Origin of the sequence: uncultured Methanobrevibacter sp. (assembly GCF_947170395.1) — an archaeon.
Taxonomy (GTDB): domain Archaea; phylum Methanobacteriota; class Methanobacteria; order Methanobacteriales; family Methanobacteriaceae; genus Methanocatella.
On record NZ_CAMVTE010000007.1, the window covers coordinates 49,176 to 63,661 of the forward strand.

The following is a 14,486-nucleotide window of genomic DNA, read 5'->3' on the forward strand; positions in this document are numbered from 1 at the left end:
GTTCTCCCTCTAAATCGATCCGAATACGAATGCGACAAACGCAATCAGCATTCCAATTTTCAGATACTTTGATACCTTTCCTGCAGTTTGCCTGTCCTGATTTTTTCCAATAAGCAATGCTGAATACAGGAATAACAAAACGGCTATTGCAATAACAATCAGATAATAAAATCCGAATATGTGGTTGAAGTACAGGATAGGGCATAGTGTGCAGTCAATGATTATCAAAATGACTGCAAGTGCGGCGGTGATTTTTTCGCCGTATAAAATCGGAAGTGTCTTTGCACCCTCCGATTTGTCCCCTTCCATGTCTTCAATGTCCTTTACAAGTTCCCTGGCTGTTGTCATTACAAATGCGAAGAAACCCAAATACAGGGATGTAAGTATGATTGTAGGATTGTTAAGTGTAAATCCTCCGAATACAAATCCGAAGCCTGTCATGAATCCGACAGTGATGTTTCCAATAAGCGGCATTGTCTTCAGTTTGTATGCATATAGATAAAGTATGACATCTGAGATTAAAACGATGATGAATGGAATCCAGTTGGATGTAATATAACTGATTAAAAACCCGCAGACTGTTCCAAGCAAAAAGAGAAGGTATCCGTAATTTCTTCCTGCATTTAGTGAAATCCTTCCGGATGGTATTGGCCTTTCCGGCTTGTTTATCAAATCGATGTTGTAGTCGAAATAGTCGTTAATCACGTTTCCCGCAGCGGTTTCAAAAAACACTGCAAGCATTGCAAGAACTAACGGTATGGAAATGGTCTTGTCAATAATGGCTATTAGAATTATTGCTATTGCTCCCATCAATGCATTTCCTGGCCTTAATATCTCTATATATGGATTCATGTTATCTTCCTTTTATTCAGTTTAAATCTATTGATTAAAGCATACTTTTATATAGATTATTTCTATAACATAATATTAGTATCTTATTTAATAAAATTATTACTTAAATTAATTTATTAGCTGGTGTTAAATTTGGATAAAATTAAAATCGCTATTGTTGGAATAGGTAACTGTGCAAGTTCACTTATTCAGGGAATTCATTATTATGATGGTAAAAAGCCGGAAGATTCAATAGGGCTCATGCACTGGGAAATTGGAGGATATGAACCTAGTGACATTGAAGTCGTTGCGGCTTTTGATGTGGATGCAAGAAAGGTTGGAAAAACCATTGATGAGGCAATTTTTGCAAAACCCAACTGTACAACAGTTTTCCAGAAAGACATTCCGAAATACGACGTAAAGGTCAGTATGGGTCATGTGTTGGATGGTGTTGCTGAGCACATGTCCAATTATGATGATGAATACACATTTGTCGTAAGTGATGAGGAACCTGTTGATGTCGTTTCAGTACTGAAGCAAAGTGGTGCTGAAATTTTGGTGAACTACTTGCCTGTAGGTTCTGAAGAGGCTGCAAGATATTATGCGCAGTGCGCTCTTGATGCGGAAATAGCTTACGTTAACTGTATGCCTGTTTTCATTGTAAGCGATGATGAATGGGATAAAAAGTTCAAGGCAAAAGGAATACCTATAGTTGGAGACGATATCAAAGCTCAAATTGGTGCTACAATTACTCACAGAACACTAGCTAGTTTATTCATGGATCGTGGTGTTAAACTCGACAGAACATATCAGATTAACACAGGCGGTAACACTGATTTTTTAAATATGCTCAACCGTGAAAGACTGGACTCCAAAAAGGAATCAAAAACCGAAGCTGTTCAGTCAGTATTGGATGAAAGAATGGAAGACCGTGACATTCACATAGGTCCTAGTGATTATGTTCCATGGCAAAACGACAACAAGCTATGCTTCCTTAGGATGGAAGGGCGCACATTCGGTGATGTTCCTATGAACATAGAACTCAGATTGAGTGTGGAAGACTCTCCAAACTCTGCAGGTTGTGTGATTGATGCTGTCAGATGCTGTAAATTAGGTCTAGAAAGAGGAATTGGTGGACAATTGACTTCTATTTCTTCATACACCATGAAACATCCTCCGATTCAATACACAGACGATGAAGCATATGAAAATGTTGAAAAATTCATTTCCGGCGAGCTGGAAAGATAATTTTTCATATTCTTTTTTTTATTTTTAACTTTTTTTCCGTTTAAAGTAATTTATATTATTAATTTATATATTACGAAAAACATATATTATAGTTGGATATTTTAACATTATTTATAACTAAATTTTAAAAGAGGTGTAATTTAATGGCAAAAGTAAGATTTACAGAAACAGCACTTCGTGATGCTCACCAATCCTTGCTTGCAACCAGGATGAGAACAAGAGATATGATTCCTATTGCAGAAGAGATGGACAATGTCGGATACTTCTCTGTTGAAGCTTGGGGTGGAGCTACTTTTGATACCTGCATTAGATACTTGAACGAAGACCCGTGGGAAAGATTAAGACAATTGAAATCTGAATTCAACAAGACTCCTATTCAAATGCTTTTGAGAGGGCAGAATTTAGTAGGTTATAAGCATTATCCTGATGATATTGTCACCAAATTTGTGGAAAAGTCTTATGAAAACGGTGTTGATATCTTCAGAATTTTTGATGCCTTAAACGATGTAAGGAACATGGAAAAGGCAATCAAAGTGGCTAAAGACCAGGGAGCACATGTACAGGGTACCATCAGTTATACTATAAGTCCTGTTCACACATTGGACGGTTTCGTAGAGCTTGCAAAAGACCTTGAAGCTCTTGACTGTGATTCTGTAGCCATCAAGGACATGGCCGGATTAATTACTCCTAAGGCTGCTTATGAATTGGTTTCTGCATTAAAAGAGGAAACCGATTTGCTTGTTGACTTGCACTGTCACTGTACCAGCGGTATGACTCCAATCAGTTATTATGCTGCCTGTCAGGCCGGTGTTGACATTTTGGACACTGCAATATCTCCGCTTTCATGGGGAACAAGCCAACCACCAACAGAAAGTATGGTTGCAGCCCTTCAAGGCACAGAATTCGATACAGGCCTTGATTTAAAATTACTCACTCACATCAAAAAATACTTTGACGACATCAAGGAAAAATACCTTGGCATTCTGGATCCTATCTCTGAAAGTATCGATGCTGATGTACTGTTATACCAGATTCCTGGAGGAATGCTTTCAAACCTCATATCCCAGCTCAAGGAACAAAACGCAATCGACAGATATGATGACGTTTTAGAGGAAATGCCTCGTGTAAGAAAGGATATGGGATATCCGCCTTTAGTAACTCCTACAAGTCAGATTGTAGGTATCCAATCAGTTATGAACGTATTGGGCGGTGAAAGATACAAAACAGTATCCAAAGAGGTCAAGGAATACATGAAAGGAATGTACGGTAAAACCCCTGCTCCTGTAAATGATGAAATTTCCAAAAAAATCATCGGAGACGAAGAGGTCATTACCTGCAGGCCTGCCGATCTCCTCGAGCCTGAATTCGACAAATTCAAAGCAGATGGTGAAGAGCAAGGATTCATAGAATCCGATGAGGATGTGCTGACCTATGCGTTATATCCTCAGGTCGCTCCAAGATTCCTCAAAGGCGAAGCCGAAGAAGAAGAGCTCCTGCCTCCTCACACACTTTCAGATGAGGGAATTGAAATTCCAACAGAATACAACGTCGAAGTCGATGGAGATATCTTTGAAGTCAAAATCATGCCTACCGGATTCATGGACGTCACTGAAGGCAGCCAAAGGCCGGTCGGAAACGTTGAAGGTGGTGTAATATCTTCAATGCAGGGTATGATCATCAAGCTCAATGTAAATGTTGGAGACAAAGTTGAAAAAGGCGATAACATCGGTGTAATCGAAGCAATGAAGATGGAAAACGACATCCAATCAGAATTTGAAGGTACTGTCGAGGAAATCTTCGTTGAACCTGGTGATGCCGTAAGTATCGGCGATATTTTAATGGTTATCAAATAGATAACCTCATATTTTCTTTTTTTGGATGATATCATGAAGGATATTTTTGATGAATGCCAATTCGGCGATTTGAAACTCAATGGGCGTATTGTAAGAACAGGAACCTGGGAGACAGAAACCGAAGAGGGCGGATTTTTGACACCTGCAATTTATGACAGATACGAAAGGATTGCAAGCAGCGGAACAGGTCTGATAGTTTCTGAAATATTTGCCCTTGACCATAAGGACAGGTTCTTTGAATATTCAACAAATCTGAATTACAGAGGATTCATCAAGGACTATCAGATGGTTACAGATATTGTCCACAAATACGGAGTTCCTATTTTGGGCCAGCTGGCATTTTTCTATTACGATGACGGTGAAAATCAGAAGGTGGAAGCCAATGACATTACCGAAGAGGGCATCAGAAAACTACAGGCTGAAGTGATAATGGCGGCCAAGAAATTCTCATTTGCAGGCTTTGACGGCATTCAAATCAATATGGGGAATAACTTTTATCTTTCACGATTCATGAATCCCTACTTCAACCAGAGAACCGACAAATATGGTGGAAACACCGAAAACAGGGTAAGGATTTCTTCTGAAATAATCAAGGTCATCAAAAAGACCATGGACATGCATGTAAGCTGCAGAATCAATCCGTGGGATGTTAGAAAAGGAGGGGTGACCTCTGAGGAAAGCATTGCAATTGCAAGGGAGCTTGAAAAGGCAGGTGCAGATAGCATTCAACTGACTGCAAGAACCATTTCCCAAATCTATGACAAGGGCGTAAAGCATCCGTTTTTGGTTTATGTTGACGAGCTGATTGATGCGGTTGACATTCCTGTGGTGTTGGGCGGATCTCTAAGGGATATGAAAACAATCAATGAGGTTTTAAACAGTACTCAAGTTGAATTTGTTTCTATGTCCAAACCATTTGTGGCCCAGGCTGACTTTTTAGCGGATTGGAAGGCAAACGGTGAAGGTGTGGCTATTTGTCAAAGTTGCAATAATTGTTATAGCAAAAAGAAGAGCACTTGTTTTAAATACTAAAATAAGATTTTTACTTTTATTTTATTAATTTCGATTTATTTTTTTTTGATTATGATATTTAAGTATTTTGGAAGTGTGATTTTGTGTAGTTGTGCACTTTCAAAGTATTTATTATTGATGAAGTTGATAGTAGTTATTAACTGATAATCGTTGGTGATTATAATGAACAATAGAATTGAAATTGCTTATGAGTTCGCAAATGAGATTAATTCCGATGATATTATTAAAATCATATTATATGGTTCTGTTGCTCGTGGTGATGATACAGAAGAATCAGACATAGATATTTTAATCATTTCAGACTATGAAAGCAAAATTGAACCAAAAATATCTAATGAAGTATTTAATATAATTGCCAATTATAATGAGTATATTTCTGCTCAAATTATTTCTGAAGAAATTTTCAATCAAACAAAACATTTCTCTTTTTTAACTAATGTCATGAAGGAAGGTGTTTTAATTGGATGAAACAGAAGAATTTCTTAAAAAAGCTAATACAAAACTAGTCGCCAGTAAAATTTTATTTGAATCTGAAGATTATTCCGACTCTGTTAGTTTATCATATTATTCAATGTTTTTAATGGCTAAAATTCTTTTAATTAAAAAAGGTTTTTATCCTAAAACTCATTCTGGAATGATTAACACATTTTATAATGAATATGTGGGTAATGGGGATTTTGATGAAGAAATATTTAAAAATTTTGCTAGAACACAATCTTTAAGAGAAAAATCTGATTATTCTGCTTTTGATGGGATAACTGAGGAAATAGCTAATGATAAAATTATTCAAGCAGAAGAGTTTATAGCTGAAGCTCAAAAATTTTTATAAAGTATTTTTTTTAAATTTAATCTATTCTGTAATATGATTAGCTAAATAGTTATTACATTTGTTTAAAATACTATTCAGTTCTAACAAGTGTTTGTTTTAAGCATGACCCTTGCGTTCCTTTTTGATGTTCAGTATCTTGACCACTGGTATGCAATTCGGGGCGATTTTCTCACATGGATTATTCCACATTTCTTAAAACCGTTCTTTTCAATTTGTTTTTGCATGATTAAATTGTCTTTGTGGGTGTCTATTCTGATATTGTTTGATACGGTTTTGCAGTAATCTATCGCACACTTAAAAATGCCGTGCACTTTCCCGTCGCTTGCTATTCTGTGCACGGTTACATAGGCTTCATCATTAAGCCATTGGCCATTTTCTATATGTTGGTAGGAAGGTTCAATAGTGTCAAAAAGGGCAAATACTCCATGAATGCCATCATCATCAAAAATCAGGTAACAGGCCTGGTTTGTGATGTCGTCTGTGATTAAATCTTTGCCGGGATATGAGCGTCCCCACTGGTTGGGATTGCCCGATGCAATCATAAAATCCTGTGCTGTTCGATAAATCTCCATTATCGCAGTTATGTCCTCATGTTTTGCTTTTCTGATGTGCATGATTATTATATGGTTTGAACATGGTTTTTAATGTTTTTATCTACGTTCATAGTGGAATCCTTTTTCATTAAATTGGTACTAGAATATTTCTTTTTTAATTGAATTTCCAACCAATTAAATTAATACTTGATTCAGTTCACACTAATTTTATTAACTCTATTTTTAACTTGCTGGCTTCTATTAGATTTGTTGACTTTTTTCAAATGCATCATCTATATTAAAAACTTCCAATATATAATTATACATGGCAAAAGATGACAGAAGCAGTGTCAATCCGTTTACGGGCAGGTCCCATTTTGACATAATAAACGACGATGATTTTTTAAGGGATTCATACAATGAATACTATTCCATCATAAACAGATCACAACTTCTCGATGACACTCCAAACGGGCAACTGGTCAGAAATGTTGCAATCAGACTGATTCAGGCAGTGGAAAACCACCTGGCAAAAATCGGAAGAAGCGATTATACCGAGGATTACTATGACTGGGATTTCCATCTTGTTGCAGACGATACTGTAAATGCTTTCTGCATGCCTGGAGGCAAAATAGTGATGTTTTCAGGAATTCTTTCTGTTGCAAATACAGAAGAGAAGGTGGCTTTCATATTGGGCCATGAAATGGCACATGCCCTTCTTGACCACTCAAGAACCCAAATAAGCGCCCAAAACGCTCAAAACGCTATCACTTCCGCAGCATGGTTTGGAAGCTTTGCCCTGGATTTGGTCGGTCTTGGGGGTATCGGGGATTTGACAAGGGCAGCTACCAATGTTGCAAGTATTGGATCTCAATTTTTCCTTTTAAATCCGTGGGGAAGAGACCAGGAGATGGAAGCCGACAGGCTTGGAATGATGATTATCCACTGGGCGGGATATGACATATCGCCGATTCCTGCATTCTGGCAGGCAATGGCCGGAGGAAATCCGAACGACCATGACTTCTTTTCAACCCACCCGTCAGACACCAAGAGAATCGAAGCTATGAAACAGCTTATTGTGGAAATCGAAAATGAAAAGGACTTTTACTCAGCTCCCGTTTTGGCCGACTCTTCAAAGCCGACCTCCCAAAGCCGGAGTGTTGTGGGTGAAAATGTGGTCAAATACTGTCCGAACTGTGGGGCTAAGGCGGATATTGATGCTAAATTCTGCACTTCTTGCGGATCCAAGTTCGATGATGAGCTGAAATGCGCAAATTGCGGAGCCCAAATATTTGAGGGTGATGTTTTCTGCACCAATTGCGGATGCAAACTTTAGGGGGTATTAATGTGGATTTGGAAGAAACGGTAAAATTCATCAACAGATCATCTTACAGGTTAAAAATCGTAAAATCAATAGGCACTGGAGTCAAAATGCCGAAGACAATATCTATTGAAACAGGACTTCTTTTAAATCATGTGTCATATTCATTAAAGCTTTTGAGAAAGAAAGGCATTGTCGTGTGTCTTAATCCTGATGCCTATAAGGGACGTCTTTACAAGCTTACGGACATGGGTTTGAAGTCTTTGAAGTGTCTCAAATAACTTTTTTTGGAAAACTTTATATATTTCCTATTGATAATATAATGTGTGTAAGTTATTAACAACCTATTAACATTATATTAATTAATTTCAGGGAGTGATAATCGATGGTTAAAATAACACATTGCATGCAGGATTTGGATTTGATATTTCTGATTGACAAAAGCGGTTCAATGTATGGCTCTGAAGAGGATACAATGGGTGGATTCAATGCATTCATCCAAAAGGAACGTGCAAAGGATTTCAACACAAAAGTAACCACAATCCTTTTTGACAATGAATATGATGTATTGTACAAAAGAAAACCGATTTGTGATGTTGGTGATTTGACCAGAAACGAATATCAGGTCAGAGGTTCAACCGCACTTCTCGATGCAATCGGAAGGACAGTTGTAAGTCTTGAAGGCGAAATTGACAATAAGGTGCTCTTTGTCATAATAACCGACGGTATGGAGAATTCCTCACGCGAATTTTCAAAATCCCAAATCAGAAAAATGATTGACTCTCATAAATGGGAATTCATTTTCCTTGGTGCTGACATTGATTCATATTCCGAGGCAAGCAATATCGGCATTAGAAAATCCAGAACGGCCAATTATGTAAAATCAAGAGAAGGCTTTAAAAGGGCATTTGATTCCATTGAAAATGTAACCTACTGCATGAGAAACGATGTTGATTTGGATAATGCAAATTGGAAACGTGATTTGGAGGAATATGATTAGTTTTCATATTCACTTAAATCTTTAATTTTTGCCTTTTTGAAGGCTCTTTTTCTTCTCATGCAACTTTCACAAACACCGCAGTGTTTGTCTCCTCCTTTATAGCATGAATAGCTCACATCCATTGGAGCGCCAACCTCACGGCCCAGCATGACTATTTCTTCCTTATTTAAATCGATGGCAGGAGCTTCAATTCTGATGTCATCAGGTGAACCGGCTTCAATCAATTTGTTGAAGTTTTCCAGAAATTCCTTTGAGTTGTCTGGAAATGTGGCTGCCTCCTCTGCATCCCATCCGACAATTATTATTTCAGCACCCATGCTTTCGGCATATGAAAGTGCGATGGATGTAAAGACGGTATTTCTTGCGGGAACCCAGACGCTGCTTGCGGTTTCAATGCTTCTTTTGGCATCATCCAAATCGTCTGCTGTGACTTCAGGGATTTCTTCACAAGTATTGAGGCTTGATGTGCTTATCTGTGAAAGCCATGGAAGTTCAATCACTTCATGTGTCCAGTTCATTTTCTCACAGATTTCCCGTGCAGCTCGAAGTTCTCTTTTAAAGCTTTTTTGCCCGTAGTCGAATGTTATTGCATGAATTTCATATTCATTTGCATATGCGCTTGTTGCAACGCAGCAGTCAAGACCTCCGGATAAAACTGAAATCGCTTTTTTCATTTTATCATCTCCCTGACGTTTTTAAGGGGTATGCCTGTCTTTTCAGCTATTGCTTTTAAATCTTCATATTCTGCCCTTTTTGAGATTATTTCTCCGTTGACGTATCCTATTTTGAAGGTCACTTCAAACTCCTCGCCGTTTATCTCAATTGTCTTTTTTTCAAATTCACGTTTGGCAATGCCTCTATGCATGTTTGGGGAAATCCTAATTCCCAGACTTCCGGTTTGCCTGAATATCTCTTCAACCAGAATATCTCTGTTTTTTTGCGGTGAAATCACTTTCAGAAGACTTCCGGGGCGGTTTTTCTTCATTATGATTGGTGTAACGGACACATCAGAGGCTCCCATATTAAGAAGCCTGTCGAAGAGATATCCGATTTCCTCACCGGTTAGGTGGTCCAGATTTGTTTCAATAACATCAATTTCATCGCTTTCGGTAATGTCTGATGCTTCTATTATCCTTAGCACGTTCGGATGGTCAAAGTCCTTTTTGCCGGCACCGTAACCTGTCTTTTTCGGTTGGATGAGTGGCATGAACTCTCTGATTTCATCGCATATTTCTGCATAAATGGCACATCCTGTCGGTGTTGCAAGCTCGCTTTCAACAGGTCCTCCAACCATTTTGCCACCTTTTAGGATTTCCACAACGGCAGGTGCCGGAACGGGAATTATTCCGTGATCTGTTTTTACTCTTCCGCCTCCAACTGCTATCGGAAGACCGATTACATTGTGGCTTTTGAGGTTCAGTGAATGGTATGCATATATTGACCCGATTACATCCGCTACCGCATCACTGGTTCCGACTTCATGGAAATGAACTTCATCCAATGGTTTTCCATGCACTTTCGCTTCAGCTTCTCCGATTCTTTTAAAAACTTTAATCGATGTCTCTTTGACATTTTCATCCAAATCAAGGTTTTCGATTTTCCCGATAAAGTCCGAATAGCTTATGGCATCCCTTTTTTCAAGCATTTCGACTTCACAGTATGTTGACTCGATTCCATGTTTTGATGTCTTTTTAAAGTTCACCCTGACTTTTCCAAATTCGCTTGCTGACTTTTCCATGATCTGCTTTAGCGCATCTGCATCGGCGCCCAAATCCACCAGGGCACCTATAATCATATTTCCGGCAATTCCGCTGGACTGCGGGTCAATAATAATTGTCATGATATAATTCCCTTCAATTTTTTAGTTAATATAAGATTTAAATTAAATAATTAATATAGTATATGTATTGATTTGTAGGTTGCAGCATGGAAAACATTAACATCATTGAAAAGGACTATGGGATTTGCATCAGAAATCCCGATTATTTTTTGGCGGTAAGTGACTTCAGGGTAAGCGACGGCATTGACATTATTGAAAACGTCAATATCGTTAAGGCAAAGGACGATTTTGTTGCAACGGCCAAAAGGGCTCAGGCATTCAACCAGTCCGAGGCATCATACATCGCTCATCCCACAGATTCCCTGAAATATTTCACAAATACATATGGCGATTTGACAATATTCACTTTCATGGCAAATGATGTTGAAGTTGAAGACTTCAGTGATGGTCTTGGGGTTGCAAACTCTCCTAGGGGCTTTGCGGACGCACGGATAAACATTAGCCATGTAATCTACATGGATAAGGTAATTTCACCCAAGGATTTGATTGGAATATTCAGGATAGTTTCAAACGCAAAGGCAAAGTTTCTATCCTCCATGGCGCTGCCTTTCCATATTCAAAACATCCTCAACACAGATGATTTTCTTGCAGTCCTTTCCAACGTTCGTGTAAGCGAAGACGAAAGCCTGGACATCAACAACGCCCAGTATGATGAAATAGACTTTGGAGAGCTTAAAGTCAGGCTTGAGGAGGCAATCGAGATAACAATCGAGGATGCCTTTGAAAAGCTCAATCTGACTTACGGCATTTTGGATTATCTGGTGTCCGAAGGCATTCTTATCGGGGATTTGGTCGAGGCCGGCCTTGAGCTTTTGGATGGTGTTGAAATCACCGATGAGCTTAAAGGCAAAATGGAAGCTCTGATTCTTGCCTCATTAGCAGACATTGATGTGATTTGCCTTTTGATTGCTGCAATAAGAACGGAACATGACCTTTCAGCAGACCGCATCAGGGAAGTGGGCATTGATGATGATTTCTGTGCCGGTGAGGTATTTGGCGTTGCCGTTTCAAACCATATCGGCGCAACAAAAGGAGCCCTAAATTTCAAAAGATACGCAGATGGCGAACCTGGAATCATTTACGGGCTGCCTCCGGTATTGGACGGCGCTTTTGCAGGCCTTATTGCAGGATGTGCTGCAAGGCTTTTTGATGATTAGTTAATTTTTGCTTAAAGATTTGAAAAGCAGTCCTTTCAGTGTTTTCATTTCATCCGACTTAAGCATTGATGAGGTTCAATATAACTCAACTTTAATATATAATGTTCCATATATTGATAATTAGGTTCATACTGATATCAGTTGCTGGAGCATAGAAAAATGGAAAATGACGATTATTTTGAAGATGAGGAATTCTCACCGGTCAGATCTCTTTTGGGACTTCTGACATTCTCAACAATACTTCCGATTAATGTTTTCACATCAATCGAGTACATGACAAAGCTTACATGGTGCTGGCCGTTTTTACACATTTTCATAGGTATTCTGGCTGCAGTCTGCGGGTATGTTTCAGTAGAATTTCTGCATTTGAATTCATTTTTCACAGCTGCAATAGTATATGCTTTTTTAATGCTTATTACTGGATACAACCATCTTGACGGCGTAATGGATATGGCCGACGGTGTAATGGTTCATGGGCCGCCCGAAAAGAAAATCAGAGTCATGAAAGACTCATCAGTAGGTGCTGGCGGCGTTGCAACACTGTTTTTGGTGGCAACTCTTACAATTGCCGGGCTCTACAACATTCTCGATTACGGATTTCTTGTTGGAATCATAATCTGTGAGATGTCAGCAAAGATTTCCCTTCTTACAACCGCATTGCTTTCACTTCCTCTCACTCCCGGAATCGGAAGCTATTTTATAAAAGAGACTAATATTGCCAATTATTTCGCATCAACTGTAATAATCGCCATCATTGCAGGTCTTTTGGGCGGTACCGTTGGAATATTTGGCGTTGTGGGTGCCGTCATCAGTGGCATTATAATAGCTGTGATTGCAAGGCGCAATTTTGTCCTTGCAAATGGTGATGTGCTTGGAATGAGCAATGAAGTCGGACGTCTGTTTGCACTTCTGTTTATGGCAGTGGCTTTATTTTACGTTTAGATTATTTTTACAAGTCAAAATCAATATTGAAGTCTTATTATCTCATATTTATATATGATAAGGGCTAGATGTAGTATTGATGAGATTCACCGCCACTGTATGCAAATTATTTAATTTTTTCATCATTTGACATGATGGCTTTGAAATTTTCTCTAGAATTACATATTTACCTCCCAGGATTTAAAAAGGCGGTATTCTCATCATTTGAAAACAATTATATATTTTCAAGATTAATGTATTAATGATAATATGAATGTTAATGTTTTAAGATTGGACCACAGACTGAAAAGAGACACACGCATTACGACTCATGTATGCCTGACTGCCCGTGCATTCGGAGCAAGCAAAATTTATCTTGCAGGAGAACGTGACAACAGGCTTATGGAAAACGTCATGGATACTGCTTCAAGATTTGGAGGAAATTTTGAAATAGAATATGCCGAAAGCTACATGGGCGTCATCAACTCATGGAAGGCAGACGGCGGAAAAGTGGTTCACCTTACCATGTACGGATCACAGGCCCACGAAGTTGCTCCCGAAATCAGACAGGACGGAAGCGACATTCTGATAGTTGTCGGAGGGGCAAAGGTTCCTGGAAAGGTCTATAAGGCTGCAGACTGGAACGTGTCAGTTACAACACAGCCTCACTCAGAAGTGTCCTCTCTGGCCGTATTTCAGCATTTGCTGATGGACGGAAAGGAGTTCGATTTGGAATTTGAAAACCCCGTACTTGAGGTCATACCGACAGCACATGGAAAAACCGTTAATATTCATGACGAAAACCGTTAGGAGATAAAATCGTCCAGTCTCTTGATGGCTCTTATTTTATCCCTTTTTTCAATTCTCGCCTGGTCAATGGCATCACGTATGGTCTGGATTGAATGGTCATAGACTTCCCTGTCAACAGGATATGGAAAGCCGTCCTTTCCTCCGTGTGTAAAACTGTATTTGACGGGATCCTTCCAGCTTGCAGGCTCGCCATAAACCAGATCTGAAATCAGCGCCAGCGCCCTTATTTTTTTTGGACCGATTCCCTGAAGAAGAATCAGCTCCTCATAGTTTTCAGGCTGTATTTCCCATGCCTTTGTCAGGACTTCAAACTCCTTGTCAGATATGTCCATGTCCAGAACAGGGTGATGTTCAGGCATTGTAAAGTCCTCTAAAAGCATCTGATTGTCTTTTCTTTTAAAGTATTGTCTTAAATGATTTGGATTATCGTTAATCAAATCAACGCTTATTTTTTGGGCTTCCTCACTTTCCTTTGAAGACATGTTCAGGGTATTTGGAGTTTTCATGTCGCAGGATATTCCGCTGTGGGGGTCATTGAGAAGCTTTTCGACCTGCGAGCCCAGCCAGTGATATCTTCGGGCATATTTGTTTTGCGTGTTCATGCCCTGCTGGATGACTGCCCAGTCTCCCTTTTCCGTTACAAAAAAGTTATGCTGGTATAGGGTATATCCGTCCTGAATGCAGGAGTTGTCGATTTTTGCGGATAATTTGCTTGTCTCAACCAGCTTTTCGGTGGTTTTGCTCTTCAGGTTAAAGACATCTCCCGCATGCATGATTCCCTCAGGCGTTTTCCTGGATTTTGCTCCTTTTCCGCCTGTCAGATAAATTCCATGCTCTTCCGGACTTAGGGATGCCTTGAGTGCGCCCAGCGTGGTTGTTGTTGTTCCCGAGGAATGCCAGTCAAAACCTAAAACGCAGGAGAACGCCTGAAACCAGTAGGGATTTGAAACCCTGTTTAAAAATTCCGCCAGACTGTATTCTTCGATAATGACGCTTGCAAGAGCTCCGGATAGCTTGACCATTCTTGTAAACAGCCATTTTGGCGGATGTCCTCCGTGGAGCGGTAAGTTGACTGCACCTCTTCTTTGCATGTAATATGATATATGTTTAA

At 39.3% G+C, this 14,486-nt stretch carries 16 protein-coding genes; 11 read left to right on the forward strand and 5 right to left on the reverse strand.

All coding sequences use genetic code 11. The annotated features are described in order from the left end of the window. Window positions 1-9: 9 nt before the first annotated feature. Window positions 10-852 (reverse strand): UbiA family prenyltransferase, encoded by an 843-nt coding sequence (locus Q0W04_RS03125; protein ID WP_298500331.1) that lies wholly within the window; start codon window positions 850-852, stop codon window positions 10-12. 132 nt (window positions 853-984) lie between these two features. Between Q0W04_RS03125 and Q0W04_RS03130 the strand changes: the two genes are divergently transcribed. From Q0W04_RS03130 to Q0W04_RS03150, 5 genes are all read left to right on the forward strand, one after another. Continuing rightward, a complete protein-coding gene (locus Q0W04_RS03130; protein ID WP_298500334.1) occupies window positions 985-2,079 on the forward strand; it encodes an inositol-3-phosphate synthase in 1,095 nt (364 codons plus the stop codon). A 143-nt stretch (window positions 2,080-2,222) separates the two neighbouring features. Next, window positions 2,223-3,932 carry a sodium-extruding oxaloacetate decarboxylase subunit alpha gene (gene oadA / locus Q0W04_RS03135; RefSeq protein WP_298500337.1) on the forward strand — a complete coding sequence of 570 codons (1,710 nt, stop codon included), beginning with the start codon at window positions 2,223-2,225 and terminating at the stop codon, window positions 3,930-3,932. Window positions 3,933-3,965: 33 nt separating this feature from the next. Then, window positions 3,966-4,964 (forward strand): tRNA-dihydrouridine synthase, encoded by a 999-nt coding sequence (locus Q0W04_RS03140; protein WP_298500340.1) that lies wholly within the window; start codon window positions 3,966-3,968, stop codon window positions 4,962-4,964. Window positions 4,965-5,126: 162 nt separating this feature from the next. After that, entirely contained in the window at window positions 5,127-5,432 is a 306-nt protein-coding gene (locus Q0W04_RS03145; RefSeq protein ID WP_298500342.1) for a nucleotidyltransferase domain-containing protein, read from the forward strand. Continuing rightward, complete coding sequence (locus Q0W04_RS03150) at window positions 5,425-5,793, forward strand: HEPN domain-containing protein (RefSeq protein ID WP_298500345.1); 369 nt, start codon at window positions 5,425-5,427, stop codon at window positions 5,791-5,793. Before Q0W04_RS03145 ends, Q0W04_RS03150 begins: the two co-directional genes overlap by 8 nt. Window positions 5,794-5,921: 128 nt before the next feature. Here the strand turns inward: Q0W04_RS03150 and Q0W04_RS03155 are convergent, their stop codons facing one another. Then, window positions 5,922-6,407, reverse strand: coding sequence for a hypothetical protein (locus Q0W04_RS03155; protein WP_298500350.1), 486 nt, complete (start codon window positions 6,405-6,407; stop codon window positions 5,922-5,924). Between the two features lie 244 nt (window positions 6,408-6,651). Here Q0W04_RS03155 and Q0W04_RS03160 point away from each other — a divergent pair, with 244 nt between their 5' ends. The 3 genes from Q0W04_RS03160 to Q0W04_RS03170 all read left to right on the forward strand — a co-directional run bounded on the left by Q0W04_RS03160 (window position 6,652) and on the right by Q0W04_RS03170 (window position 8,647). Further along, window positions 6,652-7,662, forward strand: a complete 1,011-nt coding sequence (locus Q0W04_RS03160; RefSeq protein WP_298500354.1) for a M48 family metallopeptidase — start codon at window positions 6,652-6,654, stop codon at window positions 7,660-7,662. Between the two features lie 11 nt (window positions 7,663-7,673). Then, window positions 7,674-7,928, forward strand: a complete 255-nt coding sequence (locus Q0W04_RS03165; protein ID WP_298500357.1) for a transcriptional regulator — start codon at window positions 7,674-7,676, stop codon at window positions 7,926-7,928. 104 nt (window positions 7,929-8,032) lie between these two features. Then, window positions 8,033-8,647: a vWA domain-containing protein gene (locus tag Q0W04_RS03170; RefSeq protein WP_298500360.1), complete on the forward strand. Its 615-nt coding sequence runs from the start codon at window positions 8,033-8,035 to the stop codon at window positions 8,645-8,647. Here Q0W04_RS03170 and queC read toward each other — a convergent pair. Continuing rightward, window positions 8,644-9,321 carry a 7-cyano-7-deazaguanine synthase QueC gene (gene queC / locus Q0W04_RS03175; protein ID WP_298500363.1) on the reverse strand — a complete coding sequence of 226 codons (678 nt, stop codon included), beginning with the start codon at window positions 9,319-9,321 and terminating at the stop codon, window positions 8,644-8,646. The two genes, Q0W04_RS03170 and queC, sit on opposite strands and share 4 nt — an antisense overlap. Continuing rightward, window positions 9,318-10,487 (reverse strand): nickel pincer cofactor biosynthesis protein LarC, encoded by a 1,170-nt coding sequence (gene larC / locus Q0W04_RS03180; RefSeq protein WP_298500366.1) that lies wholly within the window; start codon window positions 10,485-10,487, stop codon window positions 9,318-9,320. The genes queC and larC overlap by 4 nt, the downstream gene beginning before the upstream one ends. Window positions 10,488-10,573: 86 nt before the next feature. On the opposite strand from larC, the gene Q0W04_RS03185 reads away from it, so the two are divergent. The 3 genes from Q0W04_RS03185 to Q0W04_RS03195 all read left to right on the forward strand — a co-directional run bounded on the left by Q0W04_RS03185 (window position 10,574) and on the right by Q0W04_RS03195 (window position 13,375). Then, on the forward strand, window positions 10,574-11,644 hold the full coding sequence (locus Q0W04_RS03185; RefSeq protein ID WP_298500369.1) for a phosphatidylglycerophosphatase: 1,071 nt from the start codon (window positions 10,574-10,576) through the stop codon (window positions 11,642-11,644). 159 nt (window positions 11,645-11,803) lie between these two features. After that, on the forward strand, window positions 11,804-12,586 hold the full coding sequence (gene cobS, locus Q0W04_RS03190) for an adenosylcobinamide-GDP ribazoletransferase (protein ID WP_298500371.1): 783 nt from the start codon (window positions 11,804-11,806) through the stop codon (window positions 12,584-12,586). Window positions 12,587-12,835: 249 nt separating this feature from the next. After that, on the forward strand, window positions 12,836-13,375 hold the full coding sequence (locus Q0W04_RS03195) for a tRNA (cytidine(56)-2'-O)-methyltransferase (RefSeq protein ID WP_298500374.1): 540 nt from the start codon (window positions 12,836-12,838) through the stop codon (window positions 13,373-13,375). On the opposite strand, the gene Q0W04_RS03200 is transcribed toward Q0W04_RS03195, so the two are convergent. Next, entirely contained in the window at window positions 13,372-14,466 is a 1,095-nt protein-coding gene (locus Q0W04_RS03200; RefSeq protein WP_298500377.1) for a DUF763 domain-containing protein, read from the reverse strand. The two genes, Q0W04_RS03195 and Q0W04_RS03200, sit on opposite strands and share 4 nt — an antisense overlap. Window positions 14,467-14,486: the final 20 nt, after the last annotated feature.

What these genes read in the sequence shown, in the direction of transcription:
- Q0W04_RS03140 (WP_298500340.1), top strand. Translation starts at nt 3,966, where the DNA reads ATGAAGGATATTTTTGATGAATGCCAATTCGGCGATTTGAAACTCAAT.
- Q0W04_RS03195 (WP_298500374.1), top strand. Translation starts at nt 12,836, where the DNA reads ATGAATGTTAATGTTTTAAGATTGGACCACAGACTGAAAAGAGACACA.
- cobS (WP_298500371.1), top strand. Translation starts at nt 11,804, where the DNA reads ATGGAAAATGACGATTATTTTGAAGATGAGGAATTCTCACCGGTCAGA.
- Q0W04_RS03125 (WP_298500331.1), bottom strand. Translation starts at nt 852, where the DNA reads ATGAATCCATATATAGAGATATTAAGGCCAGGAAATGCATTGATGGGA.
- Q0W04_RS03160 (WP_298500354.1), top strand. Translation starts at nt 6,652, where the DNA reads ATGGCAAAAGATGACAGAAGCAGTGTCAATCCGTTTACGGGCAGGTCC.
- Q0W04_RS03155 (WP_298500350.1), bottom strand. Translation starts at nt 6,407, where the DNA reads ATGCACATCAGAAAAGCAAAACATGAGGACATAACTGCGATAATGGAG.
- oadA (WP_298500337.1), top strand. Translation starts at nt 2,223, where the DNA reads ATGGCAAAAGTAAGATTTACAGAAACAGCACTTCGTGATGCTCACCAA.
- Q0W04_RS03200 (WP_298500377.1), bottom strand. Translation starts at nt 14,466, where the DNA reads ATGCAAAGAAGAGGTGCAGTCAACTTACCGCTCCACGGAGGACATCCG.
- Q0W04_RS03170 (WP_298500360.1), top strand. Translation starts at nt 8,033, where the DNA reads ATGGTTAAAATAACACATTGCATGCAGGATTTGGATTTGATATTTCTG.
- Q0W04_RS03145 (WP_298500342.1), top strand. Translation starts at nt 5,127, where the DNA reads ATGAACAATAGAATTGAAATTGCTTATGAGTTCGCAAATGAGATTAAT.
- queC (WP_298500363.1), bottom strand. Translation starts at nt 9,321, where the DNA reads ATGAAAAAAGCGATTTCAGTTTTATCCGGAGGTCTTGACTGCTGCGTT.
- Q0W04_RS03185 (WP_298500369.1), top strand. Translation starts at nt 10,574, where the DNA reads ATGGAAAACATTAACATCATTGAAAAGGACTATGGGATTTGCATCAGA.
- larC (WP_298500366.1), bottom strand. Translation starts at nt 10,487, where the DNA reads ATGACAATTATTATTGACCCGCAGTCCAGCGGAATTGCCGGAAATATG.